Source organism: Cyclobacterium xiamenense, from assembly GCF_900109255.1.
Lineage (GTDB): Bacteria > Bacteroidota > Bacteroidia > Cytophagales > Cyclobacteriaceae > Cyclobacterium > Cyclobacterium xiamenense.
On the sequence record NZ_FNZH01000002.1, the window covers coordinates 782,030 to 806,555 of the forward strand.

At 48.4% G+C, this 24,526-nt stretch carries 21 protein-coding genes and 2 tRNA genes; 9 read left to right on the forward strand and 14 right to left on the reverse strand.

Going from position 1 to position 24,526, the window contains the following annotated elements:
* On the forward strand, positions 1-328 hold a 328-nt coding region (locus tag BMW71_RS23850), incomplete at its 5' end, for a hypothetical protein (protein WP_218145569.1).
* A gap of 284 nt (positions 329-612) precedes the next feature.
* Positions 613-1,776 (forward strand): DUF4221 family protein, encoded by a 1,164-nt coding sequence (locus BMW71_RS08020; RefSeq protein ID WP_092171854.1) that lies wholly within the window; start codon positions 613-615, stop codon positions 1,774-1,776.
* A 252-nt stretch (positions 1,777-2,028) separates the two neighbouring features.
* Here the strand turns inward: BMW71_RS08020 and BMW71_RS08025 are convergent, their stop codons facing one another.
* From BMW71_RS08025 to BMW71_RS08035, 3 genes are all read right to left on the reverse strand, one after another.
* Positions 2,029-3,180, reverse strand: coding sequence for a DUF4221 family protein (locus tag BMW71_RS08025; RefSeq protein ID WP_092171856.1), 1,152 nt, complete (start codon positions 3,178-3,180; stop codon positions 2,029-2,031).
* A 69-nt stretch (positions 3,181-3,249) separates the two neighbouring features.
* Positions 3,250-4,026 carry a copper resistance protein NlpE N-terminal domain-containing protein gene (locus BMW71_RS08030; RefSeq protein ID WP_143057578.1) on the reverse strand — a complete coding sequence of 259 codons (777 nt, stop codon included), beginning with the start codon at positions 4,024-4,026 and terminating at the stop codon, positions 3,250-3,252.
* 161 nt (positions 4,027-4,187) lie between these two features.
* Positions 4,188-4,727 (reverse strand): RNA methyltransferase, encoded by a 540-nt coding sequence (locus tag BMW71_RS08035; protein ID WP_092171862.1) that lies wholly within the window; start codon positions 4,725-4,727, stop codon positions 4,188-4,190.
* A gap of 131 nt (positions 4,728-4,858) precedes the next feature.
* Here BMW71_RS08035 and mutS point away from each other — a divergent pair, with 131 nt between their 5' ends.
* The 4 genes from mutS to BMW71_RS08055 all read left to right on the forward strand — a co-directional run bounded on the left by mutS (position 4,859) and on the right by BMW71_RS08055 (position 9,146).
* Complete coding sequence (gene mutS / locus BMW71_RS08040) at positions 4,859-7,459, forward strand: DNA mismatch repair protein MutS (RefSeq protein WP_092171865.1); 2,601 nt, start codon at positions 4,859-4,861, stop codon at positions 7,457-7,459.
* 137 nt (positions 7,460-7,596) lie between these two features.
* Positions 7,597-7,672: transfer RNA gene (locus BMW71_RS08045), tRNA-Gly, on the forward strand.
* A gap of 90 nt (positions 7,673-7,762) precedes the next feature.
* Positions 7,763-7,846 (forward strand) — tRNA-Leu (locus BMW71_RS08050).
* A gap of 70 nt (positions 7,847-7,916) precedes the next feature.
* A complete protein-coding gene (locus BMW71_RS08055) occupies positions 7,917-9,146 on the forward strand; it encodes a site-specific integrase (protein ID WP_092171867.1) in 1,230 nt (409 codons plus the stop codon).
* A gap of 9 nt (positions 9,147-9,155) precedes the next feature.
* On the opposite strand, the gene BMW71_RS08060 is transcribed toward BMW71_RS08055, so the two are convergent.
* Genes BMW71_RS08060 through BMW71_RS08095 form a run of 8 tightly spaced genes read right to left on the reverse strand, consistent with a single transcriptional unit; the run spans position 9,156 to position 19,999 of the window.
* A complete protein-coding gene (locus tag BMW71_RS08060; RefSeq protein ID WP_092171870.1) occupies positions 9,156-9,614 on the reverse strand; it encodes a hypothetical protein in 459 nt (152 codons plus the stop codon).
* Positions 9,611-10,441, reverse strand: coding sequence for a hypothetical protein (locus tag BMW71_RS08065; protein WP_092171873.1), 831 nt, complete (start codon positions 10,439-10,441; stop codon positions 9,611-9,613). Before BMW71_RS08065 ends, BMW71_RS08060 begins: the two co-directional genes overlap by 4 nt.
* Entirely contained in the window at positions 10,438-12,711 is a 2,274-nt protein-coding gene (locus BMW71_RS08070; protein ID WP_092171875.1) for a hypothetical protein, read from the reverse strand. Before BMW71_RS08070 ends, BMW71_RS08065 begins: the two co-directional genes overlap by 4 nt.
* Positions 12,711-13,208: a hypothetical protein gene (locus BMW71_RS08075; RefSeq protein ID WP_143057579.1), complete on the reverse strand. Its 498-nt coding sequence runs from the start codon at positions 13,206-13,208 to the stop codon at positions 12,711-12,713. The genes BMW71_RS08070 and BMW71_RS08075 overlap by 1 nt, the downstream gene beginning before the upstream one ends.
* 7 nt (positions 13,209-13,215) lie before the next feature.
* A complete protein-coding gene (locus tag BMW71_RS08080; protein ID WP_092171881.1) occupies positions 13,216-13,752 on the reverse strand; it encodes a phage holin family protein in 537 nt (178 codons plus the stop codon).
* A gap of 57 nt (positions 13,753-13,809) precedes the next feature.
* Positions 13,810-15,621, reverse strand: a complete 1,812-nt coding sequence (locus tag BMW71_RS08085; RefSeq protein ID WP_092171883.1) for a hypothetical protein — start codon at positions 15,619-15,621, stop codon at positions 13,810-13,812.
* A 2-nt stretch (positions 15,622-15,623) separates the two neighbouring features.
* On the reverse strand, positions 15,624-19,706 hold the full coding sequence (locus BMW71_RS08090) for a phage tail tape measure protein (protein WP_092171886.1): 4,083 nt from the start codon (positions 19,704-19,706) through the stop codon (positions 15,624-15,626).
* Positions 19,707-19,708: 2 nt separating this feature from the next.
* Positions 19,709-19,999 (reverse strand): hypothetical protein, encoded by a 291-nt coding sequence (locus BMW71_RS08095; RefSeq protein ID WP_143057580.1) that lies wholly within the window; start codon positions 19,997-19,999, stop codon positions 19,709-19,711.
* Between the two features lie 1,024 nt (positions 20,000-21,023).
* Here BMW71_RS08095 and BMW71_RS08100 point away from each other — a divergent pair.
* Genes BMW71_RS08100 through BMW71_RS08110 form a run of 3 tightly spaced genes read left to right on the forward strand, consistent with a single transcriptional unit; the run spans position 21,024 to position 22,553 of the window.
* Positions 21,024-21,437 (forward strand): hypothetical protein, encoded by a 414-nt coding sequence (locus BMW71_RS08100; RefSeq protein WP_092171892.1) that lies wholly within the window; start codon positions 21,024-21,026, stop codon positions 21,435-21,437.
* A gap of 1 nt (position 21,438) precedes the next feature.
* Complete coding sequence (locus BMW71_RS08105) at positions 21,439-21,909, forward strand: ArdC family protein (protein ID WP_092171894.1); 471 nt, start codon at positions 21,439-21,441, stop codon at positions 21,907-21,909.
* A 2-nt stretch (positions 21,910-21,911) separates the two neighbouring features.
* The gene (locus BMW71_RS08110; protein WP_092171897.1) at positions 21,912-22,553 is read left to right on the forward strand and encodes a JAB domain-containing protein; all 642 of its coding nucleotides are present in this window, start codon (positions 21,912-21,914) and stop codon (positions 22,551-22,553) included.
* Positions 22,554-22,782: 229 nt separating this feature from the next.
* Here the strand turns inward: BMW71_RS08110 and BMW71_RS08115 are convergent, their stop codons facing one another.
* Genes BMW71_RS08115 through BMW71_RS08125 form a run of 3 tightly spaced genes read right to left on the reverse strand, consistent with a single transcriptional unit; the run spans position 22,783 to position 24,364 of the window.
* On the reverse strand, positions 22,783-23,559 hold the full coding sequence (locus BMW71_RS08115; protein WP_092171900.1) for a hypothetical protein: 777 nt from the start codon (positions 23,557-23,559) through the stop codon (positions 22,783-22,785).
* Positions 23,560-23,581: 22 nt separating this feature from the next.
* Complete coding sequence (locus BMW71_RS08120) at positions 23,582-23,764, reverse strand: ParD-like family protein (protein ID WP_092171902.1); 183 nt, start codon at positions 23,762-23,764, stop codon at positions 23,582-23,584.
* A 60-nt stretch (positions 23,765-23,824) separates the two neighbouring features.
* Positions 23,825-24,364: a hypothetical protein gene (locus tag BMW71_RS08125; protein ID WP_092171905.1), complete on the reverse strand. Its 540-nt coding sequence runs from the start codon at positions 24,362-24,364 to the stop codon at positions 23,825-23,827.
* Positions 24,365-24,526 lie beyond the last annotated feature (162 nt).

A 24,526-nucleotide genomic window follows, 5' to 3' on the forward strand; every position in this document is an offset into this window, starting at 1 on the left:
GGAAAACCCCAAAGGTCAGGGTTCTACGATAACCGTTGAGGTCTTTGAGACCTCGATGGTTTTTTTCGTATACGTTCCTCGGAAAGACCTTCGGGGTTGGGGAAACCCCAAAGGTCAGGATTCTACTATAACCGTTGAGGTCTTTGAGACCTCGATGGTTTTTTTTGTGTACGTTCTAAGGAGAGACCTTCAGGGTTGGGGAAACCCCAAAGGTCAGGATTCTACTATAACCGTTGAGGTCTTCGAGACCTCGATGGTTTTTTTGTGTACGTTCCAGGGAGAGACCTTCGGGGTTGGGGAAACCCCAAAGGTCAGGGTTCTACGATAACCGTTGAGGTCTATGCGACCTCGATGGTTTTTTTCGTACACGCTCCGCGAAGACGGGACTGGTAATATCCCAAGGACCAATGGAGATTCTAAGGTGTACTGAAGGATGTATCTAACCGCATGCTGCATGATAACGCGTAAAATTATTTGAAACTGATAAAAATCGGCTTATATTTAATAATTAAGTTTCAAATCTTCCTTAAGAACCGAAAGCTAGTCGTTTTCCTTGCGATGGATAAAAAGCGATAACTTGTTTCTTCTATACCCTTATTTTGAGAAGTTGTCATGAGGAGTTCCATATGTACAGTTTTAATCCTTGCTGTGGTGTTGGCTTGTTCCGGTACAAACCAATCTGAACCAGTAGTTCGTATCTCCTCGCTTGATTATTCCCTGGATACCGTACAGATCGATGCCGGTGACGAGATCCTTTTTGTCTCAAGACGATTAAATCAATCAGACCTTTCATTGGATCGACAATTCCTCTATAACTTCAATAGGCAGGAACATGCATTCGAAAAGATTGATTTGGACCGGCTGCAATTGGTCCGGAAGTTTCCCTTCGAAAAAGAGGGGCCAAATGGTACCGGAAGTTATTTTCACTCCTTTTTCTTATTGCAAAATGACCGTCTGATGCTGGGGAGTGCTAAAAAATGGTCAATTTTTGAACTCAATGGAAGAAAAATAAAAGAGATCACCTTTCAGGAGGTACCCTTTGCCGCAGTTGAAATGGAGGAAAGCGACAATTTTTTCGTGAAACTTGCTATAAATGAAGGCCACTATCTTGGCCTGTTGCGCAACTACCACGAAAAGTCCACAGACCTGTTGCGGGTTGACTTGAATGCTGGCCGGGCCAGTAGGGTAGCAATGCCCCAGTTTGACCGGATGAAAGACTTCGAATTTGAATTCAGTGATGGAAAAACGTACATGTATTACGCCCCAGAGCTATATTTGAGATTTGAGGGAGGGAAGTTCCTGTTGGGAAATGACATTCAAAATGATTTAGCTATTTATGTTCCGGGTATAGACAGCTTGCGGATAATAAGGTATGAGAGTGAACTCACCGCGAATAGAAAGGCAGCCGTACCGGGCACGACTACATTTGACAGTCAAGAGGCCTTTTTTGAGACCTATATCCAATTCCGTGAGGACATTGGTTTTTCTGTACCGGTATGGGATGCACAAAACGAGGTGTATTATCGGTTTTCCTATAAGGGAATTTTTGAACGGACGCCTACGGAGGGCCATGAATGGCCGCAGGTCACGGCGGCAGAGGTGTTCCTAACCGTCTTTGATGAAAACCTGGAACTACTGGCAGAATCCAGGATACCTGACCTTACGCAGCCTCCAGAAAAACACTTTGTTAAAGATGGCAAGGTTTGGATGTTTGTGAACCTGCGGGACGAAATGGGTTTCGCACGATTGTCGGTTGACCTGGAGGGGCTCAAGTAACAAGCCGCGTCAGCTAAACTGGACAAAACATCGCCGTCGTTTTCTGGAAGGAACGTTGTTTTTGCGAATCACTTGCTTCTTGATGAATCCTTTTTTTCCTTGTATACGAATTCGAGTATTTCCTGCATGTAAAACAGGCGCTTAAAGCACCGCAAAAAGAGATTATGAACCGGGCGGGTTGATTAGATCCGGATCGGCTTATTTCCTTCGGGATTGGGGAAAACCCAACGGTCATGGTCTTTCCATATTCCACTACCAGGAAATATCCATTCGGACAAATCCCATTTCATCCTCGATGTTTTCAAAAAACCATAACTTTCCATCTTTGGCAAAATGAAAAGGAGGGTAGGTAGCCATCGCAAGTAATTTGCCTTCACGGATGGGATTAAATTGCTCATCCAACACGGTGAGGTACACATGCGATCCACTTGGTTCCCGCATAAAGCGGCCTTCCGGGATGGGCTGTGTGTCGTCGTAAATCATCCGAAAAGAAATCCGGTAAAACACGCCCTTTTGTTCGTCCCAAACCGGTCCCATGAAATTGATATCTGACTGGATTTTTTGGTGGACATTTCTCATTTCGGCCTGGCTACTGACTTCAGCGGGGTACTCCCCGCTTTTTCCCGGAGGCAGAAATTCGCTGGCATAGCGTACCAATTGAAATTCTCCGGTATCCGGTTCCAACACGTATAGCTCATGGCCCACGCCGGTTCCGAAAATCATCCTTCCATTTTCTGCCTTTCCAAACCGATAGGTGCCCAGCCCCATTCTCATTTCCCCGTCATTGAGCATGATTTCAAATTTGGCTGCTTTCTCAATTTCAGGCGCAGGAAAGGAGGTCACTTGGTTTGTTTCCCGATCAATGAGTACCAGTTTTGCCGTTTTCTTTTCCCAATTGGTCACCATTCCGGCAAAGTGCTGCCCCTCGTTGCCGATGCTTAAGGGAACCTGAATGTAATCGCCTTCTTCCAATTCTCCGGAACTTTCTGCCAATTTGCCCAGGTCAAATTGCTCCACTTTTTTGCCTTGGTCGTTCACGATATTGTCCTGGCCGTAACTGCAAAACAAAAACCGATCTTCACCAATCATCTCCAGGTTGCGGAAATTGGCTCCTACTCCGTTGGGGCCCTCTTTGTCGAGGGAAATTTTGCGGACAAATTTCAGTTCGTCCAGATCGATTTTTTCGATGCTGTATTCCTGGTAATTGAAGTTATAGAGGTACTTTTTGTCCGGAGTCAGTTTGGCCTGTCCCAGGCCCCAATTCAAAAAAAGGATCTCCTCGCCCGGATGGATCATGACTGTGTCCAGTTGGACGTCAAATTCCTGGCCAGATTCGGATTCATTGCCCGAAGATTGGCAGGAAACGAGGACCAGAAACAGGGCTAAAATTAACGCGTTTTTCATCGGTAGTTTAATTTGAGACTAAAAAATTAGCCGATAAATTTTAAATTTCCTAAGAAATTAAAAGATTTTTTAATCATCTCCGGATTTTTTAGTAAAGGTAAGCAGCAGCTTGTTGCTCTCATCCCTTAGCTCCAGCGTATCCCCTTCCACCAGGTAGTACCGGACCTGTTCCAAAAAGGCGAAAAAGAAATTTTCCACTTGCTTTTCGCCCTCACAGTATTTTTGGGTCCTGCCCACCTTTCCGAGTTCCAGACGGTTTCCCGTTTTTAAGTCGTAGACGCCAAAAAAGTTATTGCAGCCTCCAAACCCGTGCAGGCGGCTGCTTTCTTCCTCCAGAAAAACAAAGATCTCCCCGGGATTCCAGTCTTCATCCGGGAATTTCTCCATATCGGTAAGCACCCATTTGGCATCCAGCAAGGGGTGGTCGGTTTTGGCAACGACCTTTTTCAATACGTAGTTGGCTGCCAGCTCTCCGGTAATTCGGTTTCCGGCCTGGTCCAGGTGAAACAGCTGGTTTTCTCCGACCAGGTATTGATTGGGTGCGTCTTCGATACCGCTTAGTGCGATGGTATTTCCCGCCTGATTCCAGGCAAAGCTGCCTTCCTGCCGGTATTCCTGCTCACTTTTTCCCAGGTACCGATACACCTTCACAAATCTCCCATCCCGGGAGAGGCTGATGGTGGTGGCGATCCCTTCGCAGTCGGCGCAGGGTAACGTCCCCTCGTAGCTACCTTCCCAGTCCAAGGAGTTGGCACTGGTGTCGCCGGTGACAGGAGCCTGCTGGGGTTTGCACCCAGTCATAAAGCATAGGCCCCCTACTAGTAGTAATAAAAAGAAGTGTTTCATTCGCTTATCCTTTTCTTTTTGGAAGTCACATACCTGAATGGCATACGGGTTCGTTTTCGTGCCCGAATCCGGGCCACCTGACAACTAAAGTTACGAATTGGTTGCCAATTTGTCGCGATTTCCTGGTAAAAAATCTCGGAGCTACCCGCCAAATTTTTGGATCAACGGTCCAATCCCCGGGTTTTGTTGAGCAGGTCCCACAAGGCAATGCCGATGGACACCGAGATATTGAGGGAATGTTTGGTGCCCAACTGGGGAATTTCCAAAACCTCATCCGCATGATCCACTACCTCTTGTTCCACGCCAAATACTTCGTTCCCAAAAACCAGGGCATAGGGCTGATTGGGCCTTGCCTGGAAGCGGTGCAGCGGGGTGCTGTGAGCGGCCTGCTCCAGCGCACAGACCCGGTAGCCGGATTTGCGGAGCTCCCGGATCAGCTCCAGGGTATGTTCGCGGTATTCCCACGACACCGACTCGGTGGCGCCCAGTGCAGTTTTGTGGATTTCGCGGTGGGGAGGCGTACCGGTAATGCCACAGAGGTATATTTTTTCTACCAGAAAGGCATCGGCGGTGCGAAAGGCCGAACCCACGTTGTTCAGGCTGCGTACATTGTCCAGCACGAGCACAATGGGGTTTTTATCGGCTTCCTTGAATGCTTCTATGGATAAGCGATCCAGTTCATCCATGCTTCGTTTTTTCATGTTCCGATGGGGTTTGGTACACAAAGGTAGGGCTTATCGGAAAGAGTAGAAAGTCCTTATTTCGAACCGCTATTTTTGTTTATGGGAAGGATGAAGTAAATTCAGGGTTTATTTTAAAACGCGAACCCCGCATGGCAAAAGCAGCAGTAAAGGAAACCCCTTTGATGAAACAATACAATGCCATCAAGGCAAAACATCCCGGAGCGATTCTGCTTTTTCGGGTAGGGGATTTTTACGAGACCTTCGGCGAGGATGCCATCAAGGCCAGCAAAATCCTGGATATTGTACTGACCAAACGGGCAAACGGAGCCGCCTCGCACATTGAATTGGCGGGATTCCCCCACCATTCCCTGGATGCCTATTTGCCCAAATTGGTACGGGCCGGCAATCGGGTGGCCATCTGCGATCAGCTCGAAGATCCAAGGGAGGTAAAGGGTATCGTCAAGCGTGGGGTGACGGAACTGGTGACGCCTGGATTGGCCTACAACGATAACGTGCTGGATAAGCGCCGGAATAATTTTTTGGCCAGCATTCATTTTGCCGGGGATCGGTTGGGGATTGCTTTTTTGGACCTTTCCACGGGTGAATTTATGTGTGCCGAGGGCAACCAATCGTACATAGAAAAACTGTTGCAAAGTTTTAATCCCTCGGAGGTCATCCATTCCAAGGCTGCCCGAACCCTGGCTGGAACGCTGTTAAAAAACGACTTTACCACCTTTCATTGTGAGGATTGGGTGTACCAGCAGGATTATACCTACGAAAAACTCGTCCGGCACTTTGGTACCACCAACCTCAAAGGATTTGGTATCGAAAACCAGGTGTTGGGGACCATCGCCGCCGGGGCCGTTCTCTATTACCTGGAAGAGACCGAACACAAGGAAGTAAAACACATTGCTTCGATCTCACGCATAGCGGAGGAAAAATACGTTTGGTTGGACAAGTTTACCATACGTAACCTGGAGCTTATTTACCCCCAGCAGGAAGGCGGGGTTCCGCTGATACAGATTCTGGACAAAACCCAGACCCCCATGGGTAGCCGGATGCTGAAACAGTGGATGGTGTTGCCCCTCAAGGAAAAGCAGCCCATTGAAGAAAGGCAGCAAGTGGTACGGTTTTTTTACGAAAAGCCGGAGCTTCGCGAAGAGTTGTTTTCCCACCTCAAGCAAATCGGAGACCTGGAGCGCCTGATTTCAAAAGTGGCGGTGGGTCGCATCAATCCCCGGGAAATGAACCACCTGCGAAAGGCGCTGAAAAGTACCCTGCCCATCAAGGAGTTGCTTTCCACCCAGGAAAACGGGCCTTTAAAAAAGCTAGCGGACCGCCTCACCACCTGCAGCTACCTGCTGGAGAAAATCGAGCGGGAACTGATGGAGGACGCACCCATGCTGACGCATCAGGGGGGAATTATCAAGAACGGCGTGGATCCGGATCTGGACGAATACCGCAAGTTGGCTACTTCCGGTAAGGATTACCTGGTGCAGATCCAGCAGCGGGAAGTCAAGCGGACCGGTATTTCTTCGCTGAAAGTGGCCTTTAATAAGGTGTTTGGCTACTACCTGGAGGTGAGCAACACGCACAAGGACAAGGTGCCGCCGGAGTGGATCCGCAAGCAAACCCTGGTCAATGCCGAAAGGTACATCACCGAGGAGCTCAAGACCTACGAAGAAAAGATCCTGCATGCGGAGGAGCGGCTAGTAATTTTGGAACAAAAGTATTTTCAGCTCCTGGTGCAGGATGCGGGCGACTACGTGGTGCAGATCCAACAGAATGCACGGGTGCTGGCCTCCCTGGACTGCCTGTTGAGTTTTGCGGAAGTGGCCTCTGACAATGCCTACTGCGCGCCAAAAATCACCGATTCGGATTCCATCGAGATTCGGGACGGCAGGCACCCGGTGATCGAAAAGCAGCTGGGGATCGGGGAGGACTACGTGCCAAACGATACCTTTCTGGACCATTCCACCCAGCAGGTGATCATCATTACCGGACCCAACATGGCGGGAAAATCGGCTTTGCTGCGGCAGACCGCATTGATCGTATTGATGGCTCAGATGGGGAGCTTCGTGCCGGCGTCCTTTGCCCGCATTGGTATGGTGGACAAGGTCTTTACCCGGGTGGGTGCTTCCGATAACCTGTCTAAGGGAGAGTCCACCTTTATGGTGGAAATGACCGAAACGGCAAGCATACTGAATAATTTATCCGACCGAAGCCTGGTACTCATGGACGAGATTGGCCGGGGGACTTCCACCTATGACGGTATTTCCATCGCCTGGTCCATTGTCGAATACCTGCACAACCATCCCAAGTGCCGGGCAAAGACCCTCTTTGCCACCCATTACCACGAACTGAATCAACTCGCTGCGGATTTCCCGAAAGTAAAAAACTTCAATGTATCGGTAAAAGAAGTTGGAAACAAAGTCATCTTTATGCGTAAGCTGGAGAAAGGGGGAAGTGAGCACAGTTTTGGTATCCACGTGGCGCAGATGGCTGGCATGCCCAATCCGGTGGTATTGCGTGCGGCGGAGATCATGAAATACCTGGAAAAGGACAAGAAATTGCAGCAGCACCGGGACAATATCCGGGACATGCCCAAAAACAATTACCAGTTAAGCCTGTTCGAGATGGACCCCAAATTTAAGGAGGCCAAAGAGCTTTTGGATGCCCTCGATATCAACACCATTTCTCCGGTGGAGGCCTTGTTGAAATTGAATGAAGTGAAGAAAATGCTGGAATGAATGTACCTGCTTTACTTTCAGCGGAGTAGGGAAGCAGGTGCAAAAATTTGCGGTGGACTGTTGGAGATTCAAAATTATGGCGTAAATTTGTGTCCACATCGACGGAAAGCGTTGCTTTTCGACACCTGTAGTAATCAGCGAAAGTAGCTCAGTTGGTAGAGCACGACCTTGCCAAGGTCGGGGTCGCGAGTTCGAATCTCGTCTTTCGCTCCAAGAAAAGCCCTGACGCAGGGCTTTCTTTTTTGGGGAGTAATGGTACCGGTAAAATCCCTGATTTTACCTAACTTTACGCTTTCTAAGCATGCCGGGATGGTGGAATAGGTAGACACGCAAGACTTAAAATCTTGTGGCCATTAGGCCGTGCGGGTTCGATTCCCGCTCCTGGTACAAATTTTGGCAAAATCGGCCAATACGTCGCGCAAACGGGGATTTTTGTTTCACAAAAATTTCACACGTCATGCCCAGACAGGCTATTAAGGCCACTTTTGCAAGCACCGTTCCGCAAATCCGTCACACGTCAATCGGTGTCATGAGAGCCTCTGTCTCATGTAGAATTCGCCATGATCGGCCTACGGAAGATGGATGCGCTTCCGTGTTTCTGCTCGTAATTATCAACAGAAGAAAGACCACCGTTCCGTTAAAAATTACCTGGCCAGTGAATTTTTTTGATAATAAAGCTGGGGTGTTTTTATCCCGAACAAAGCGGGATCAGTTGGCGAATGATTATAATCTCCTAGTAAATAAGGAAATTGCGAAAATCAACGATATTTTTATGTTCTACCGTCACTCGGATATGGAGCTTTCTATTGAGCAGTTTCATAAGGACTTGAAGCGGTACGGCGCAAGGAAGGATTTTATTATCTGGGCAGAAAATGATATCGAAGATCGGTTCAATGCGTTTATGATCGAAAAGCAAACGTATAAAAATGAGCTTTCGGGACTAAGGAAAATCAAATCGTTTAAATCCGAGATCTCATTTTCTCAGATTAACAAGGAGTTTTTAGAAACCTTCAAAGCTTGGCTAATTAAACACGAAGGACTTAAGCTTTCATCCGCATGGAGAATACTGAAAACAATGACGACATATGTCAGGAGAGCCTATGCAGCCGGTATTTCTGTGAATATCGAATCAATTGCTCAATTTTCAATGCCAAAGTATCCCGGGCGAAAAGTCTATTTGAAACCGGAGGAAATTGAAAAACTCAAAATTTATTTTAACGAAGATCACATCCCAGAACACCATAAACGGGTGCTCTGTCATTTTTTATTTTCGTGTATCTCCGGTCTGAGATTTTCGGATATCAAACGAGCTAAGTGGTCAGATATTCAGGATGATTTGCTAATTATCGTTCCCTATAAAACCCGGAAGACGGAAAAGACTATCAAAATTCCACTTGGCAAAGAACATTTTACCTACATCCTTACCGAAAAAGGGCATTTATTTGAGACCGTTAGCGACCAGGTAACGAATCGAACGCTTAAAGAAATAGCCGCTAAAGCTGGAATCCGAAAGAACTTAACTACGCACGTGGCCAGACACACGTTCGCCACACAATTTCTTAGAAAGGGTGGCCACGTTGAAGTACTGCAAAAGCTCATGGGGCATGAAAAAATCGCGACAACACTGGAATATACCCACGTCGATGATGATCGACTACGCCAAGAAATGAAGTACCTGCTGGGGTAAACAGCAAAATCAGATATTTTGCAAATCGTAGATTTCCTGCATGTTTACCAGCAGCGCACTGTATACCTTTTCGGCCAGGGTTTCGCCTGGGAAGGCGGCTGCCGGTAAGCTTTGCCAATATTGCAGCTGGGTGATGGCACCTGCTGGATAGTTTCCGTTTTCGTCCGGATGGACCAATTCGCCCGTTTCCGGTAATACCCTGGATCCACGGGTGGAGCTGGACCACTGACGGGTTCGAAATAGTTCCATATCGTTTCGCTTCTGATTATCCGACAAGTTAGGATCATTCGCGATCACCTCGAGCAAGGGTTGATCAAATTCGCCTTCGGCATCTTTGGTCCAGAACTCGATGCGGATATGGGCGCGCATTTCCAAGTCTGCGTCTATTTCTAACTTGTGATGCACCAATTTGATCAGGTAGTCCGAATGCCGGTGCTGGATTTTGAATGGATGTGCCAATTGGTTCATAGTCCCGGATGGTATATTGATTTACGATTTTTGATGATGTTGCGCCTGTTTGTCAAGAGCCGGTCTTCGAAAAAAAATAATTCATGAATTCTTCCCCGGTATACTTCCCCTGTGACGTTGCGGGCTCCTAGCTGGTTGAACCGCCAGCTGGGTGTATTCAGCAGTGAAAAGTAACTAATCGGCCCTTCAATATATTCGTCAAAGATTACGGCCTCTTCGTTCACGGTATTGATCTCAAACCCTACGATCTTTTTGGCAGAAATTGCATTTAGCGAAGCACCTGGCGAGGCCACGCCAGCGAATGCAAGTTCATGCGCTGATGATGAACGAAACTGCGTATTCTCTGTTCTATTGCTAAATATTTGCTGCAACGAAGCCGTATCGATCCGGTCAATAACTGCCAAACACAAGCTGCCATTCGTTGTAATGGATTCCACCATGCTCTCGAATATCATTCGGCGGTTGGCCGTACCTTCAAAGTCTACCGCCGGCAAACCCTCCAATCCGGTTACAAAGCCATTGTCCCAAACCAGGGGTTCTTGGGTAGTTGCAGGGGCAATCGCATGATTTGCGCCTACCTGGTTGTAATAGGTGTGCAGCCTACCCTGACCGGTGCCTAAGAATGCCACCAACTCTGCCTCACTCACCATGCCGCCTCCATCAAAACCGACATCTAACAGGACGGCGTCCGACACCCTGCGGACCCGCCAACAAGCGCCGGTATATTCTGGACGAATCAGAAAGGGAGACAATACAACGGATGCATTTTCAAACAAAAGCGAATTGCCCCCAATCGTACTGGCAAAGAACTGGTTTACGGTCCTCATAGTGAATCCTGCGTTATCGTGTAATTCACGCCTACCACATCCCCCGAGGCGTTCTTATCGATTATAAACAGGTACAAATTATCCTCTGAAGGTATGTACTCTCCCGATAGGAGTCTCTTCGTGACTCCCCCAGGGACTGAAATGGCTGGCTCGGCACTATCGTTATGAAGCAGCTTGACCATCACGCTGTCATCAGCGTAAGCGGTGGCCACGGTAAGATTACCGGTGACGGGTGTTCCATTTAGCCCATAGGATCGAGGTTTATCAAATTTCAACGTGTTCCCCGTTGAGGTGACATAGCCGCGGCCGTTCCAGCTAGGCCAATTGTCCCCCGCCGGCAGGGTTCCATAGGATTGCCCCGACTTCAGGCTGTCCTGATTTACCGTATTGGTCTTGGGTCCGGAATAGCTGAAGGTCAGCGTCTGATAGAATGCGGTTTTCTTAACATAGATGGCAGCTGTGGTTGGGTTGACCTGCACCAATACGAAATCGCCCGATTCCGGACTTATATCCAGGGTCTGAACGTTGACACGGTCGGGATCCACCTCGCTGTCTGCAGCACCGGTCACAAAATTGACCATCAAAAAACCATTCACCGGACGTTGCCGGTTGGAACTGTAATCGGAAGCCCATCCGACATATGCAATTTTGAAATCGTAGTAGGTGTTTGGCTGTACGGTCTGACGCCAAATCTCGGCGTATTGCTCGTATTTGCCCGCCTCGTTTTTGGTTTGGGGGTCATCCGGGTTTTGTGGGGTGATGATGTTTTCCCCGGTATTCAGGCGCAGCACCTGGTGCAGGAGCATTTCACCGGCCGGCGCATTGGGAATCACCGGATCCGTGGTCGCAATCCCGGCCAAATACCCAACGCTATTGGAGGATTGGGTATAAATGATATCAAATCGATCCTCCGGAGCGTCTGGCGTACCCACTAGCGCAACCGGGCCGGTGTATTCATAGGTTACCCCATCTTTGACCCAGGAAGCGCCATAGACGTACCCATTATTGCTGTTATTGACCTCAAAAAAACCCGGATCAATCACCCGATCCCCTGAGGGGATTTCCAATTCATTCCGGAGGTATTCCAGGATGGTCTGAAAGGTGAGGCCCTTCCATTCCTGCTCTCCCGGCACCTGCACCGGGAAAATGGCATCGGTGGGATCTTCGAGTTCCGGAAACATCCACATGCGCGGCACCAGGTAATAGGGCTCCTGATCCGGTCCCATGATCACCAGGAGATCCAGCGGCTCGTCCGAAACCCAATCCAGGTATTCCACCTGGCGCGTAAAGACAAACTGAAAATCGAACGCAATCAGGTCGTACCTGGCGGCTTCGAACTGTGGCTCCCTGGTCAGGATCCGCCGGAGCTCCGCCCCGCGTACCAGGTACTTTTGCATGCTGCTGAAGAAATCCTGGGACCAGAATAGCTGCCGGCGGCTGCGAAAAAAGCCGGTGTTTTTTTCATACGCCTTGTCCGGGTTGATGTCGTATTCGAGTTCGAACTCGTCGAAGAAGATTCCGGTGTCAAACTGCTGCTTATTGAGCAGGGTCTTTTGCCCGGTAAATCGAATGGTATCAATGCCTCCCAGGGTATTTTCGAAAACAAAAAGGTCGTCAAATTCAAACACCTGGTCGGTCAGCACGTACCGCTGGCGCCAGGTATATTCCCCATCGCTGGAATTTTGAATCCAGGCATCGAAATAGATCGGCTGTTCTGGAAACAAACTGTGGATATGCTCGAAGGTCACGTTAACCGAAGACAGCTGTGCTGCAGGTAGCACGTAGGCATCCGCTGTACTATCCGATCCATCTTGAAAAAAGGCCTTGACCTTCACGGTCACCTGCTCTTGGGCATAGTAGGAAAGGTACTCGGGATCCCGGTAATTGACCTGCTTGACCTGGGGCTGCCAGGTGAGCCAGTTAACCATTAGGAAATCCGACGTGGTGAACTCTTTGCGGTCTACCCCACCCTTCACCATCCGGAAACCGATCGCTTCGTTTCCCAATAGGCAGGCAACGTCTTTGACGCCTTCGGATTGGGCGTACAGGTTCGAGCTGGGTACCTGTAGGGAAAGCTGTTCTTCCAGGAGTACACGAAGTGGAACGGTGATTCTACCATCGGCATCGGCAGTGTAGTATTCCTCCAGGAGCAGCTCCCCGCCGATGGTGACGGAGAAATCATGCCCGGTATCATCTGTGGTGACGATGATATCTGGAAGATTGCCAACAAAGCATAATGCGGGGGGCGTTTGTACAAGGGTGATGGCCATCAGAATAGGTTGAGTTTAGAGAAAATACGCAGACCGGTAACCACTAGCAAAATTCCCAGGGCTGCGCCTATCCAGACAAAGAAGTTGGGGGACCGGCTGACGACTTTTTCCCGTTGATAAACCGACGTGCTTCCCTTCAGGTCTTCCGTCGTAGCCAGTTCTGAACGGCCCCGGTCGGTCGCTTTTTGATCTAATCGCCGGGCTTCACTGACTTGGGCGGTGTCCCGATGATGGATCCTAACCTGAGATGCTTCGCCCTCAAAGCTGCCATCCGGTGAAATTCGGATAGCTCCCCGGGGGATAACTTCAATGTACGATCCAGATCCTGTCCTGGTAAGGACTGACTCATCAAGGGAAATTGCTTTTTCAAGGTTTTTTTCATCGGTTTGAATGGTTTCGTAGTGAACACTCAGCTCCTGATCAGCGCGGTTGCTGCTGATTTTCTTTTGCGTATTGCAGCTAAGGAGCAGGAGTAAAAGGAAAATGAATGGTCTCATGATCGGATCACGATTTCGTGTCTTGGTTTGATTTAGCATCCTTAAAATTTTTGAAATCGCCGGTTTCGTCGAATCCTTTTAGCCTGGCAAGGATGAATTGGGGCACCAGCTTTTTGGATATTTTGCCAGCATTGTCAAGCACGGAAATGGCTTCTTTGATGATAATCGCCACATAGATCAGGAGCTTCATGTAGTCGCCCCCGGGGATGGTATCGCCGGAGACGGTAAAGTTTTCGAGGACGTGGCCAACCACCAGGCAGGAACTGTAGACGATGATTTTTATCAGAATATCGCCAAACCGATCCTTATCGATCTCCCGGCGTCCGATCGCCAGGCCAAAGCCGAGGGCGGTATCCAGGGCAATCAGGACCACCAGCCATTTGAGGTAATCGAAATCGTTGAAAATGTAGGTCTGAAAAAACATGAAAACCGGCGTCAGTAGGAATGCCCACTTGCTCTTGTCAAAAATATCTGTAATAATTTGGGCCGATCTCTGGAGCAAGTGCGCATTCATGAGGCTGTGGGATTTGATAGCATCTGCCATGTATGTCAACTAATTTTTACCCAAATTACCGGACAACCCCGACCGGGAAAAGGACAGCTATAGATCCGCCTGGACCAAATCGACCTGGGCAGGCTCTATCTTTTTTTGCCGGATGGTGATGTTGATACGCTCGATGAAAAAATTCATGCCCCGGAGGTACACTTTCCTGCTAAGGTTCATGTTTTTGAGGTCAAGGGCGTTTAACAGGAATAAGCCACGAATGAAACGCTTTTCCGCTGCAATATAATCCCTGTACGCACTGTGAAAGTTAGCCAACAGTCCATCAGGGCCTTCCCACTCGAGGGATAGGTCTCCCAGCCGGTTGCCGTGGGCGTCGTAGTTGTGCGGGGTCATCAAGGGATATAGGTTAGGTGAGCTTTGCGAACCGGTAAGCGTACTGAAGCTTTCCCTGGCTCCATGAAACAAGCCAATCTGCGGACGCTCTGGCCGCGTCAGTCGATTGCCGGTAAACTCCGGAACGTACCAGCTGCCAAGCTCAATGCCATTGCTATTGCTATCCTCGTGCCAGTACTCGTGAATGCCCATCCGGACCGGCTCCAGATTTGGTTTCATATCGAATCCGCCCGCGTCTTCACTGGGAGCCGCCCCCAGGCCGCTGCCTTTCAACTCAAAAAGGAAACGCTGCGGATCTGCCGGATCCGCTTTTTCGCGCAGGCGCTTCGTCCAAAGTTCCTTGGTATCCCGAACGTACACGTCAATTTCACCTTCTGAGGGCACTTGGTAGTTGAAAAGCTCCAACACCGAATCCACTTCAACCCCGTCAAATTCCTCGATCCCTGGCGTCGCCTGGCCGTATCCATAGGCATAACTCTGCCCTTCCCTCTTGCTGATGGCTAGTCGGTTGATTCGTTTTGCATCCCAATTTACCACATCGGTATCCGCGAGAATGTCCGCATTGGTGCGAATACGGAACCCATTCCCTGAAGGGAACATGGTGGCAGCGACCAATTTCAACAGTTCCCGGACCAGCTCATTCCCGGGTAGGCTGGGAAGAAAGGAATTCAGGTAAAAAAAATTGTCCGGCGCTTCGCCTCCGGAGCTGTAGCCGTCGAGTAGGATTCCGCGTCGGATGGAAAGCAACGATTCGTTGTATCGCGGATGATACGTACTGGATAAAACGATCTTTTGCAGCTCTCCACTGGCAAAGGGATTCACATCGAGCCTGCCATCAAAAAAGGCCTCGAAAATATACCTAGCTCTGGGAAATGGAAAAACCACGGTGTGTACCGGAGAGCTGGACCCGAATAGCACGTACTGTTCTTCCCGGGCGTTGAAAAAGTTGATGTATTGCTTTAGTGTCGCGAAATTTCCGGCACTCTTGGGTATTTCGTTGGGATTGTTCAGGTAGGGCCATGGCTCACCGGCAATCCGCATGACCGGAGCGCAGAAATCCGAATTATTAAACAGGGTTGGCTGGATCAACTCCCGGTAACCCGAAGCCCAAAAATCCGGGCTGAACAGGTTGTTGGAGCTTGTGTCTGTACCAAATCCGTAATAGGTCATCGGCAACTGGAAAAGTGGGGAGCGCATGCCGTCGGTGATCACTGATCCCCGAAAAAAACACTTGATATCCCGCTCAAACTCCTGAACGACCAGAACGCCGGAAAGGATCCGGACCGTACCGAAATAGATCTCAAAGCCGTCGTACTCTTTGAATGAATTGAAGCTGTTCATCCGGTCCGGTCGATTGAATAGTTTCAGGTTATGGTTGGTCGGAGGAAGGACGAAATTCAGGGAGTGATTGGATGGAATCCGATCGTTGAAAAAGAAGGGATTCTCGTAGATCAGATTCAGGGAAATGTCCGGGGGGTAGTTTACCGGTACTCCCTTCAGCAGCATTTTGAGCATGGCTAGAGGTTTACGTTTTGTTCGATTTCCTTGTAATCTTTCTCCGCCTCGTAAAATCCGCGACGGCCCAGCAGACTGACATCGGCGCGGATTCCCTTACGAATCTCCCCGCGCAGATCGGCCATCAGTTCGTTGTTTTTCCGAATCAGTTCTTTTGCCTCAGTGTCCAGGCTCATTGCTGCAGGCGCCGCAGGTGTGGGCAGTGTTTGTGCAAATCCGCCGCGCTGCCTGCCTGGCATGGTGAACATTTCCATTCGCCTGGCCATGACCTTTTCCAGGTTGACGGTTGAGATGGTGCCGTTGCGTTGGGCTGTATCGATGGCATCGAGGACGGGCCGAATGGTGGGATTTTCGTAGGCTTCGTTGCTGGCAATAAACTCCCGTCCCGACTCCGCAACCAGGATCCGGGGATCATCCACGTATCCCGGACCGGCAAAACCACGGGAACGAAACATCTTTTTGTCCTGCTTTCGCACCACATCCGCAAAGCCGCCAGATTGTGCGCCAGGGATTTCGGGGAGCGGTTCTTTTTTGATGGTAGCGATTTGAAGGCCGCCCATCACGCCGACAATAGCCGCCAGTGCCAGGTTAGGCAGGGATTTGGCCACGCCCGCAGCGGTATTAACGATGGCGGACATAAGCGCAACGTTGCGCTCACGCTTCGCTCGGTTACGCTCATATACCGCCCTCTTTTTGTCCAGGTCGGCATTGAGCCGGTCTACTTCCTGATTGTATTTTTCCTGCGATATCAGTCCCTGATCAAGTCTTCTTTTGAGCGCAGCTTCCTTCTGCTGATTGGCTAGTTCGTACTGCTGCAGCTCGCGCTGCTCAGCCGCGGTACGCATCGCATTGTACTGCGACCATACCTGCCCCAATGCCTGGGTTGCCATCAGCAATCCGTCCATAGATACCGCTCCCTGCCGAAGGTTGGCAAAGAACGTTTCCCAATCGTCCGGAGTAAATCCAAGCACATCGACATTGGACCGGCGAAGGCCCCGGTCTTCTGCTATCTCGGTACCGGTGCCCAGCCCCAATTCACTCAGCTGCTGCCGAACCTCTGCCAGGCGGGCGTTGATGGTTTCCTTTTCTTCGTCAGATAAAACCCGATCCGAAAGATCAAGACCTTCCCATTGCCCGGTATCAAGCACGGCCTGCAGTTCACCTTGCAACTCCTGCAGGTGGGCTTTTACCAGGGCTTCCTCTTCCCTGCGGAATTTCTTATCGATCTCCTGCTGCGCCTGGCGTATGTTGCGCAGCCCTTCCAGTGCTTCGGTTGATAGGTCATCACGCAGAAAGGCTCGCGCCTCTTCCAGACTTTTGATTTCCTTGTATTGCTCATTATGGGCAATACGCAGTTCCTGCAGCTCTTGATTAAAGGCCGCCTGTTTGCGATCCATGGCGGTACGCAGGGCCTGGGCATCCAACTGATTGAGGTTCGCTTGATGCTCCTTTTCCAGGGCTTCCAGCACGCGGATCTCTTCCTCGGTCATATTCTGCCGCTCTTTGCCAAAAATGCCGGCTTCCTGCAGGCGTTTCTTGTAGGCCAGGCGTTCCTGTTCGATTAGCGACAGCTGCGCTTCGAGGACCTGTTGACGGTATTCCGCTTGTTTTTTGAGTTCAGCGGCAAGCTTGGAATCTTTATCAGATTTAGGCTTATCTGACGAAACCGTTCTGCCTACTGGCGGTTGATCAGAACCATCACCGGAAAAGAGCGACACCGGTTGGACTTTCTGATTCAGGTCCATGTTTTTTTGAATAAAGCCGGTCAGGAGTTCTTCCTGGGCTTTAAAGTCCGCCTCCATGTTTTGCCGGTTTTCCCGCCGGTATTGCTCACGTACATCATTGACCAGGCCTTCCTCGTTACCGAATCGCAAAACGGCCAGCTTGGTCTTTTGCCACAGACTCAACTCTTCATCCTGCCCGGTTTGCAGCGCCTCAATGCGCTTTTTCTGTAGTGCTACCAGTTCGTCTTCGGCCGCCTGGACCGCCGCTTTTTTGAGCAGGCTCTCGATGTATCTTTCCGTCGCCTTAGTGGCTTCCTCGGTATTGATCGTTTCCAGGGAAAGGTTGCCCAGGTAATTTGGGGATAGCTGCTGCAGTGCTTTGATGGCTTTCATTCGATCCTCATCGGATCGGGTTTTATCTCTCGCAACGGCTAGTAACCGTTCCATTTGCACTTTTTCCCGGGCAATGGACTGCTCAGCCTGGATCTGAACATCCTGAAGCTTTTGCTGTGCTTTCTGTGCACTGGTGAGCCCTTTGAAATAATGATAAATGGCAGTTGTGGCCGCAGCCACACCCGCAGCAATGAGCAACCAGGGATTTACTCTAGACACCGCATTGAACACCCGCATAGCCGCAGTAGCTCGTGAAAGGTTACCTGTAAAAAGCGCCTGCGCCGCTGCAAGAAGTAACATACCGTTGCGCTGCAAAGCGATCAGCCCAATATTGATCCTGGACAGACTATTGAAAACCCGCATGTAATTGGTACTCGCAAAAAGGGCAAGGTTGTATCCAAGAACTGCAGCGGTTAAAGTTGTGATCAGCTTCCAATTGTCCTGAATGAAATCGAAAAGTATCGTCAGAATACGGACGAAATAGGTGAACCCATTGGTGCTTACCGTCATCACGGGCATGAGCTTTTCGCCCAGCTCTACTACCATGTTTTGCAGGCCTTTACGCGCCTTATCCAGTTGGGCCTGGGCTGTTTCGTTTTTGATGCCAAATTCCTCCGTGAGACTGGTTCCCCGCTCAAATGCCTGGTTGGATAATTCCTGCTGCTGGCGCAGCTTTTCGGTATTGTTTGCCAGGGAACCCAATACACCGATAACACGGCCACCGTCCTGCCCCAGATCTCCCAGGGTATCGGCCAGGTTGGTAAGCCCGTCCGCATTGTTTCTAACGCCATCCAGCACACGCAAAAAAGCTTCGTTTGCATCCGTATTGAGTAATTCCCGAAATCCGGAGGCATCCATGGATGCGTATTTGGCAAATACATCGGCATTTTTTGCCATCTGCAGGAAAAGCTGGGAAAGCGCCGTGGTACTGACTTCGGAAGTTTGGCCCAGGCTATCGAGCGTAGCGGCCATCCCCATCAAATCGGTGATGGAAACATTCGCCAGGGGGCCGACACCGGCCATTCGCCTGGTGAATTCCACAATAAAGCCTTCATTGGCCGTCGATGCCATCCCCAGCTCGTTGATGGCGGACCCAACCTTTAGCAAGGCATCCTCGAGCGGTACGTCTTCCGCGATTTTGAATATATCCACGAGCTTACCGACCTGCGTAATCGCTGCTTCTACATCTCCACCCAGGTCTTCGGATAGGGCCACGCCGATTTGATCCGATGCACGAACAAAGCCCAAAATATCCTCCGTGCCCTGTATTCCAAGTTTGCCGGCCACCCTGGATAGTCCAAGCAAATCGTTTTGGGAGGTACGGGTATCAATTTTTTTCAGTTCCTCGTTCAATAACCTGACCTCTTCTTTGGTAAGGTTGGTGGTCTTCATCACGTCGGCCAGCTTGTCATCAAACTCTGCAAAGTCGTTGATGGTCTTTCGGATTCCAGAAACTGCAGCAATCATAGTGGCAAATCCAGCGGTCAAAACGCCGATGTAGTGATTAAACCGGCCGGCCATGCGTTGCAAGGAAGATCCGGTAGTTCTGGCCCTACCGTCCAGCTCCTGGTAGCGGGCTGTTACTTCTTTTAATCTTTCGTCATGCTTGCGCCATTGCTCCGTGTGTGGGCCTGCCAGATCCCGCAAGCGTCGCACCCGGTTCATTTCCCGCCTTAGGTCCACCAGGGACATTTTGTTCACATCGATTTGGGAGCGAAGTACTTTTAGCCTGGATTCGGCAATGGTAAGCGCATTGTTTTTCTGCTTGATGGCGTCGGTTACGGCTCGGTACTGTTCGGTATTTTGCTTGCCGGATCGGCGAAGTTTTTTTTCTTCGCGCTCCAGGGCACGCAATTCGGCATTGGTGTCTTTTACGGCTCTCTCGAGTTCGCCAATCTCCTTTTTACCCCGGTCACCATTGACCACGATGTTTAGAATTAAATCTTCGTCTCTGAGTTTCTTGGCCATGGCTACCTTTCCATTTCACGTTTTAGCCCTGCTGCTACCTCATTGGTAAAGTCTACCATTAGCCTATTGGCAATCACGTAGTAATGGCCGAATACGAACTTGTTGTGGATGGGGTAGTTTTTCCGTCTAATCCGCCTTCCGTCTTTCAGTTTGGGTTTCTTTCGAAGGTCCAGAAATCGCTGGTAGGCTCGGTGTTTAAAAGTGAGTTTCCCATCCAAGCCACCTTCCTGGTCTATGGTAAAGTCGCGCTCTCTTTCAAGGGTACCGGTATGGAAATGAAGAAGCTTTCTCATTTGCAGGCCCTGGTTTCTTTCCAGGCGAGAAGCTTCGTCTTTTAAAATACGACGGACGAATTCCTTTTTGATTATCGCATCACTCACAGCAGTAGCATTTTCTTACGAAGCTATGTGGGTGTGTGGGCTAAATAAAGGACAAGGGGTGGGGCTTTCCCTCCCTACGTTCGGGCCGGGCTGTTCGCTTCGCCTTCGGGCTTCACTGGCGTTTCGGTCTTCCTTTCGTCAGACTACCCCTTCGCATCCCTAAGCCAAAAAAAACCCGGACAGGGTGCCCGGGTTGGTGAAAACACTAGATCTTAATCGGATGTTGCTGGTAATCCATAACCTTACATGGAATCATTCCGGTTGTGGATCTTAATTCGGCTACCAGCCTTTTCAGCTGGTCTTTGTCTATGCTTTTGATTTCATAGACAAGGTAGTAGGTGTTTGATGTTTTAGGCATGGTACGAGAATATGGTGGCCGGAGCTGCTGGGTACATCAAACATGTGCCTAATAAACCCCCGGGGCCTCACGACTACCCGACTCCGACCGTACTTAAAATCTATTTTCATGATGTTTGATGTTTTAGCATTTCAAAAATAGAAAAAATTATGGTGTGCTGCTGGGGCAGCACGGGTTAATTGGTGGGATTTTTTTGGCGGGCGGGGGGCGGCTTGTCATATATCCATTTCAAAATGGCTGTTTGCAATTGCAAACGCCCGGCGGGGCGGAGTCGGGGTCCATTCTGACAGAATGACTTTTGAAAAAAGTAATCAAAACCTTAACACCCTGAAAACCAATACAAAATATTTTTTTTAGGCGTGAAAACAGGCCATTTTTAGCCGTTTTAAGCCCTTTTTTAGCCTTTTTTCTTCAAAAAAGAGGTAAAAAAAATTTCCGCCTTTCCTGCTTTTCCTTTCCCGTGCCTAGAGATAAAAAATGGTATAACATCCTTTATACCTGTACTTTATACATTTGAAATGTATAAATATATGCTTATATTTATATAAACAAATCAAACAAACATAACCTGTAAACACCATGAAAGAACAGACCAAAAAAACGACAACACCGCCCACCCAAAAAAGCGAAGTGGAGCAGCTGAAAGCCCAAATTAAAAAGCTGGAAACGCAGCTAAACCAGCAGCCCCAAAGCCTAGAGGAAAAAATAAAATTTTTCCAGGAGAAGCAGGAAATGATAAAGCGCCTTTCCCTTTTGGATAAATACGCCGATAGCCTTGTAAAGGTGGGCGAGGAACTACAGAAGGACCACGAAGAAGACGAGTTTTTAACCGACCGTTATTTTTTGCGAATCTCTTACAAATCCACCAGCTACGGAAGCGAACAAGAGGCGCTAAGAATCCAAAATCCCAAGCTAATCGGCGAGGTACTGGGCTTCGCCATCGGCAAAATCAACGAGAAACGAACCGAATTACAAACCTTAATTAACGCTTAACATGGAAAAGCAAATGAACCCCAAAAGGGCGGAACTCATAGCCCTAAGCAACGAAGCCAAAGAACTCCGGGACGACATGGCAGAAGCAGCGGAAACCGCAGACGAGGCCCTTTTTTGGGCGTCCCGTACCGTGAATTACATGCTTTTAAACCACATGTACGACACCGACGGCGCCGAAGAGTTTAACACCTTCAAACAATGGAAGGAGCAAGGAGCCACCATAAAAAAAGGATCCAAGGCCTTTTTGGTTTGGGGGCAGCCGGTAGGCAAGCAACGAGCAAAGGAAGCCCAGCAGAGAGGGCAGGAAGCCCCAGAGGAAGACGAGTACAGATTTTTTCCTATTTGCTACCTGTTTTCGGACCGGCAGGTAATTAAGCCCGAGGAAATGACCCGGGAGCGGGCCGAGCCTTCCAAAGTCGAAGAACCCAATGTAAAATTTATCGAATCCGTAAACCTTGACACCGTAATCTAATCATGAGACTAAAAGAACCAATCCAAACACTGTACGACAAAGGAAAGGCAAGCATGAGCGACGCCATGTTAATTTGTGCCGCATTTCAGTTGCCAGAGGACACCGCCCGGGAAATTTTGACCCTTGCAAATAATAATCTGGCAGCCCTTGCGAAACTTTCCACCGCCGACCTGATGAAAATTAGGAATATTAGCCACAGCAAAGCGGCGGCCATAGTTTCCACCTTTGAAATAGGCCGGAGGCGATGGATAGCCAACCCCGAAAAAAAGGTGAAAATAACCAGTTCAGCGGATGTATATAGCTATTTTCGCCCCATTTTATTGGATGAAGTGGTAGAGTATTTTTATATCCTGCTTTTAGACCGCAGCAATAAAATTATTTGTCACAAACTGATTAGCCAGGGCGGAACATCCGCCACCATTGCAGACGCTAAACTAATCTTTAAACATGCATTGGACCACCTGGCAAACGCTGTTATTTTGATTCACAACCACCCCAGCGGGAGTTTAAGCCCGTCACAGGCGGATATTACCCTAACCAAAAAGCTGGTTAACGCTGGCAAAACGCTGGAAATCCCTGTTTTGGATCACCTAATTATTACTGATATCGCCTATCATTCATTCGCCGATGAAGGAATGATTTAAACAGGCAGTTACTTTTTAATGTCAGGAAACTACTTAACTATTAGGGTAGTTTCCCGCGCTTGAAGCGGCATTTTCTCCCTGGTCCCCTCCTTCCGTCGGTATTTTTCTGCTAAAAATAATCAATCCTATCGTATGATGGACCCGGGAGAAAATAAGGTGGTTTGTCTGCTTTTACCCTGCAACAGGCCCTCCCACCACATTCTGCGAATGTTGCAGGGTAAAAGGCTTGTTATAAATCTAGATCGATAAATTTTCTTCTCAATTTTCCACCTAGATCGGTTACTCTATAATATGCGAGATTTTCATCCATTGCGTCTGAGCTTTTAACAATTAAATCATAGTCAACAAACCTTTTAACGTCGGGGTCTTTTCTTTCTAAACTATTTCCCTCTGTAATACTTCTTACGACATCCTTAAAAACGGACATTTGATTATTAGATTTTAGTTTTGAATACAGCTTCATTACGGTGTCCTCGTCTGAATCAAAATTACTCTCACTCTTGCTAATTTCTCCTTGTTTTTCCTTTGGATTAGATACTTCAGATATCCGTTTTTCAAGTTTTTCTAAGTCATTTTCGGCACGAATTCTTTTTTCCCTTTCTTCAGAATATCTTTTTTCCCAAATATCACTAGTTTTTATAACTTCCAAATAGTCAGACCTTAGGACCAAACTACTCTTATGGGTAACGCTAAGAATTTTAGGTGTCACAATCTTATCAAAAAAGGTTACAATTAGTCTTGAAAGATTAGTTAATATATACGTCGTAATTAGTACTCCAAACGATATTGCAATTGTAACTCCAAATTCTTTCGGCGAATAACCTTCAAAATAGCATGAGATAACAATCAACTTATCATTTAAACTATAAGTTGAGTCAAAAAAGAAAAAAGAATAAACAAATTTCCAGTTACGTATTATCCATACAAAAATTAATGTTCCCAGAAATGGATTAGTGGTTCGCTGAACAAAATTTTCTTTTATTGACTTAAATATATTTGAATCCATATTTTAAATTTAAAAAACAAAATTATACCTTCTTATTCACTTCCACCTTCCTAAAACTCCACCCCTTATACTCAAATGGAAATTTCCACGACTTGATGTACTCGTAGGAGAATTCCGGATGGTGTTTGCACAATAGCTTCAAATTGGACCAAAATTCCTCCTGCCCTTCTCTCCGGATGACGATGATATTTCTAAAGGAACCCATGTATAAATTTACTCATATTTTTATACATTCCAAAACCGGAGCAGCCACCAGAAAGATTTTCTATTCCGGTGCCCGATCTCGCTTTTCCTTTTCCGATTTGATCTTACACAATTGACCAAATCGAATATTCACGTCCAGAATATCCTTCTCAAACTCCTCACGGGTATATTCGTGCTCCTGTAGCCAGCTGGTGTACTCCGTTTCGGGCTTACCATATAGCTCATTCCATTCGGCGAGGGCCTGGCAAAAATCACTAAAACCCTTTTCCCGAAACTTCACTTCGTAGGTGTCAAAATCCTGCTTCAGGGTTTTTAAATCGGCGAGTGGAGTTTTTCCATCAAAATAAAAATTGGCATCCACCAGCTCCGTAAAAAAAGCAGCGTACCGGCTTAGGGAGTCTTCGCTGATCTCCCAGGCGCTGACAAACTCCTCTTCGTAGAAACGTTTATCGTCAATCTGATGGTGTAGGTCAGCTGCTACCAGCGCCGCTGCAAAAGCTGAATGCGCTTCCTCGTAACGAGTGTCACCGGTACTTTTTTGCTCGCAAGACCAAGTCATGCCAATTGCCCCAATAAGGATGATCAATCGGAAATTTCTCATGTAGATGTCAGTTGCAGGTTGTCAAAACGAAAAGCGAAATATACAAAAAAAATACGCACAGCTCCCGCCATGCGTACCATCCGGACAAAACCCATTCAAAACCCCGGATCAGTCTATATGAAAAAATAGCACCCTATCACATTTCGCGCAGCGCTCGAGTAC

Bases quoted from the DNA above. Each gene is read 5' to 3' on its own strand.
- BMW71_RS08095 (WP_143057580.1), bottom strand. From the start codon at position 19,999: ATGAGAAAGCTTCTTCATTTCCATACCGGTACCCTTGAAAGAGAGCGC.
- BMW71_RS08070 (WP_092171875.1), bottom strand. From the start codon at position 12,711: ATGGCCATCACCCTTGTACAAACGCCCCCCGCATTATGCTTTGTTGGC.
- BMW71_RS08055 (WP_092171867.1), top strand. From the start codon at position 7,917: ATGCCCAGACAGGCTATTAAGGCCACTTTTGCAAGCACCGTTCCGCAA.
- BMW71_RS08125 (WP_092171905.1), bottom strand. From the start codon at position 24,364: ATGAGAAATTTCCGATTGATCATCCTTATTGGGGCAATTGGCATGACT.
- BMW71_RS08020 (WP_092171854.1), top strand. From the start codon at position 613: ATGAGGAGTTCCATATGTACAGTTTTAATCCTTGCTGTGGTGTTGGCT.
- BMW71_RS08065 (WP_092171873.1), bottom strand. From the start codon at position 10,441: ATGAGGACCGTAAACCAGTTCTTTGCCAGTACGATTGGGGGCAATTCG.
- BMW71_RS08120 (WP_092171902.1), bottom strand. From the start codon at position 23,764: ATGGGTTCCTTTAGAAATATCATCGTCATCCGGAGAGAAGGGCAGGAG.
- BMW71_RS08030 (WP_143057578.1), bottom strand. From the start codon at position 4,026: ATGAAACACTTCTTTTTATTACTACTAGTAGGGGGCCTATGCTTTATG.
- BMW71_RS08060 (WP_092171870.1), bottom strand. From the start codon at position 9,614: ATGAACCAATTGGCACATCCATTCAAAATCCAGCACCGGCATTCGGAC.
- BMW71_RS08115 (WP_092171900.1), bottom strand. From the start codon at position 23,559: ATGGATTCAAATATATTTAAGTCAATAAAAGAAAATTTTGTTCAGCGA.
- BMW71_RS08035 (WP_092171862.1), bottom strand. From the start codon at position 4,727: ATGAAAAAACGAAGCATGGATGAACTGGATCGCTTATCCATAGAAGCA.
- BMW71_RS08025 (WP_092171856.1), bottom strand. From the start codon at position 3,180: ATGAAAAACGCGTTAATTTTAGCCCTGTTTCTGGTCCTCGTTTCCTGC.
- BMW71_RS08100 (WP_092171892.1), top strand. From the start codon at position 21,024: ATGAAAGAACAGACCAAAAAAACGACAACACCGCCCACCCAAAAAAGC.
- BMW71_RS08085 (WP_092171883.1), bottom strand. From the start codon at position 15,621: ATGCTCAAAATGCTGCTGAAGGGAGTACCGGTAAACTACCCCCCGGAC.
- mutS (WP_092171865.1), top strand. From the start codon at position 4,859: ATGGCAAAAGCAGCAGTAAAGGAAACCCCTTTGATGAAACAATACAAT.
- BMW71_RS08075 (WP_143057579.1), bottom strand. From the start codon at position 13,208: ATGAGACCATTCATTTTCCTTTTACTCCTGCTCCTTAGCTGCAATACG.
- BMW71_RS08090 (WP_092171886.1), bottom strand. From the start codon at position 19,706: ATGGCCAAGAAACTCAGAGACGAAGATTTAATTCTAAACATCGTGGTC.
- BMW71_RS08110 (WP_092171897.1), top strand. From the start codon at position 21,912: ATGAGACTAAAAGAACCAATCCAAACACTGTACGACAAAGGAAAGGCA.
- BMW71_RS08080 (WP_092171881.1), bottom strand. From the start codon at position 13,752: ATGGCAGATGCTATCAAATCCCACAGCCTCATGAATGCGCACTTGCTC.
- BMW71_RS08105 (WP_092171894.1), top strand. From the start codon at position 21,439: ATGGAAAAGCAAATGAACCCCAAAAGGGCGGAACTCATAGCCCTAAGC.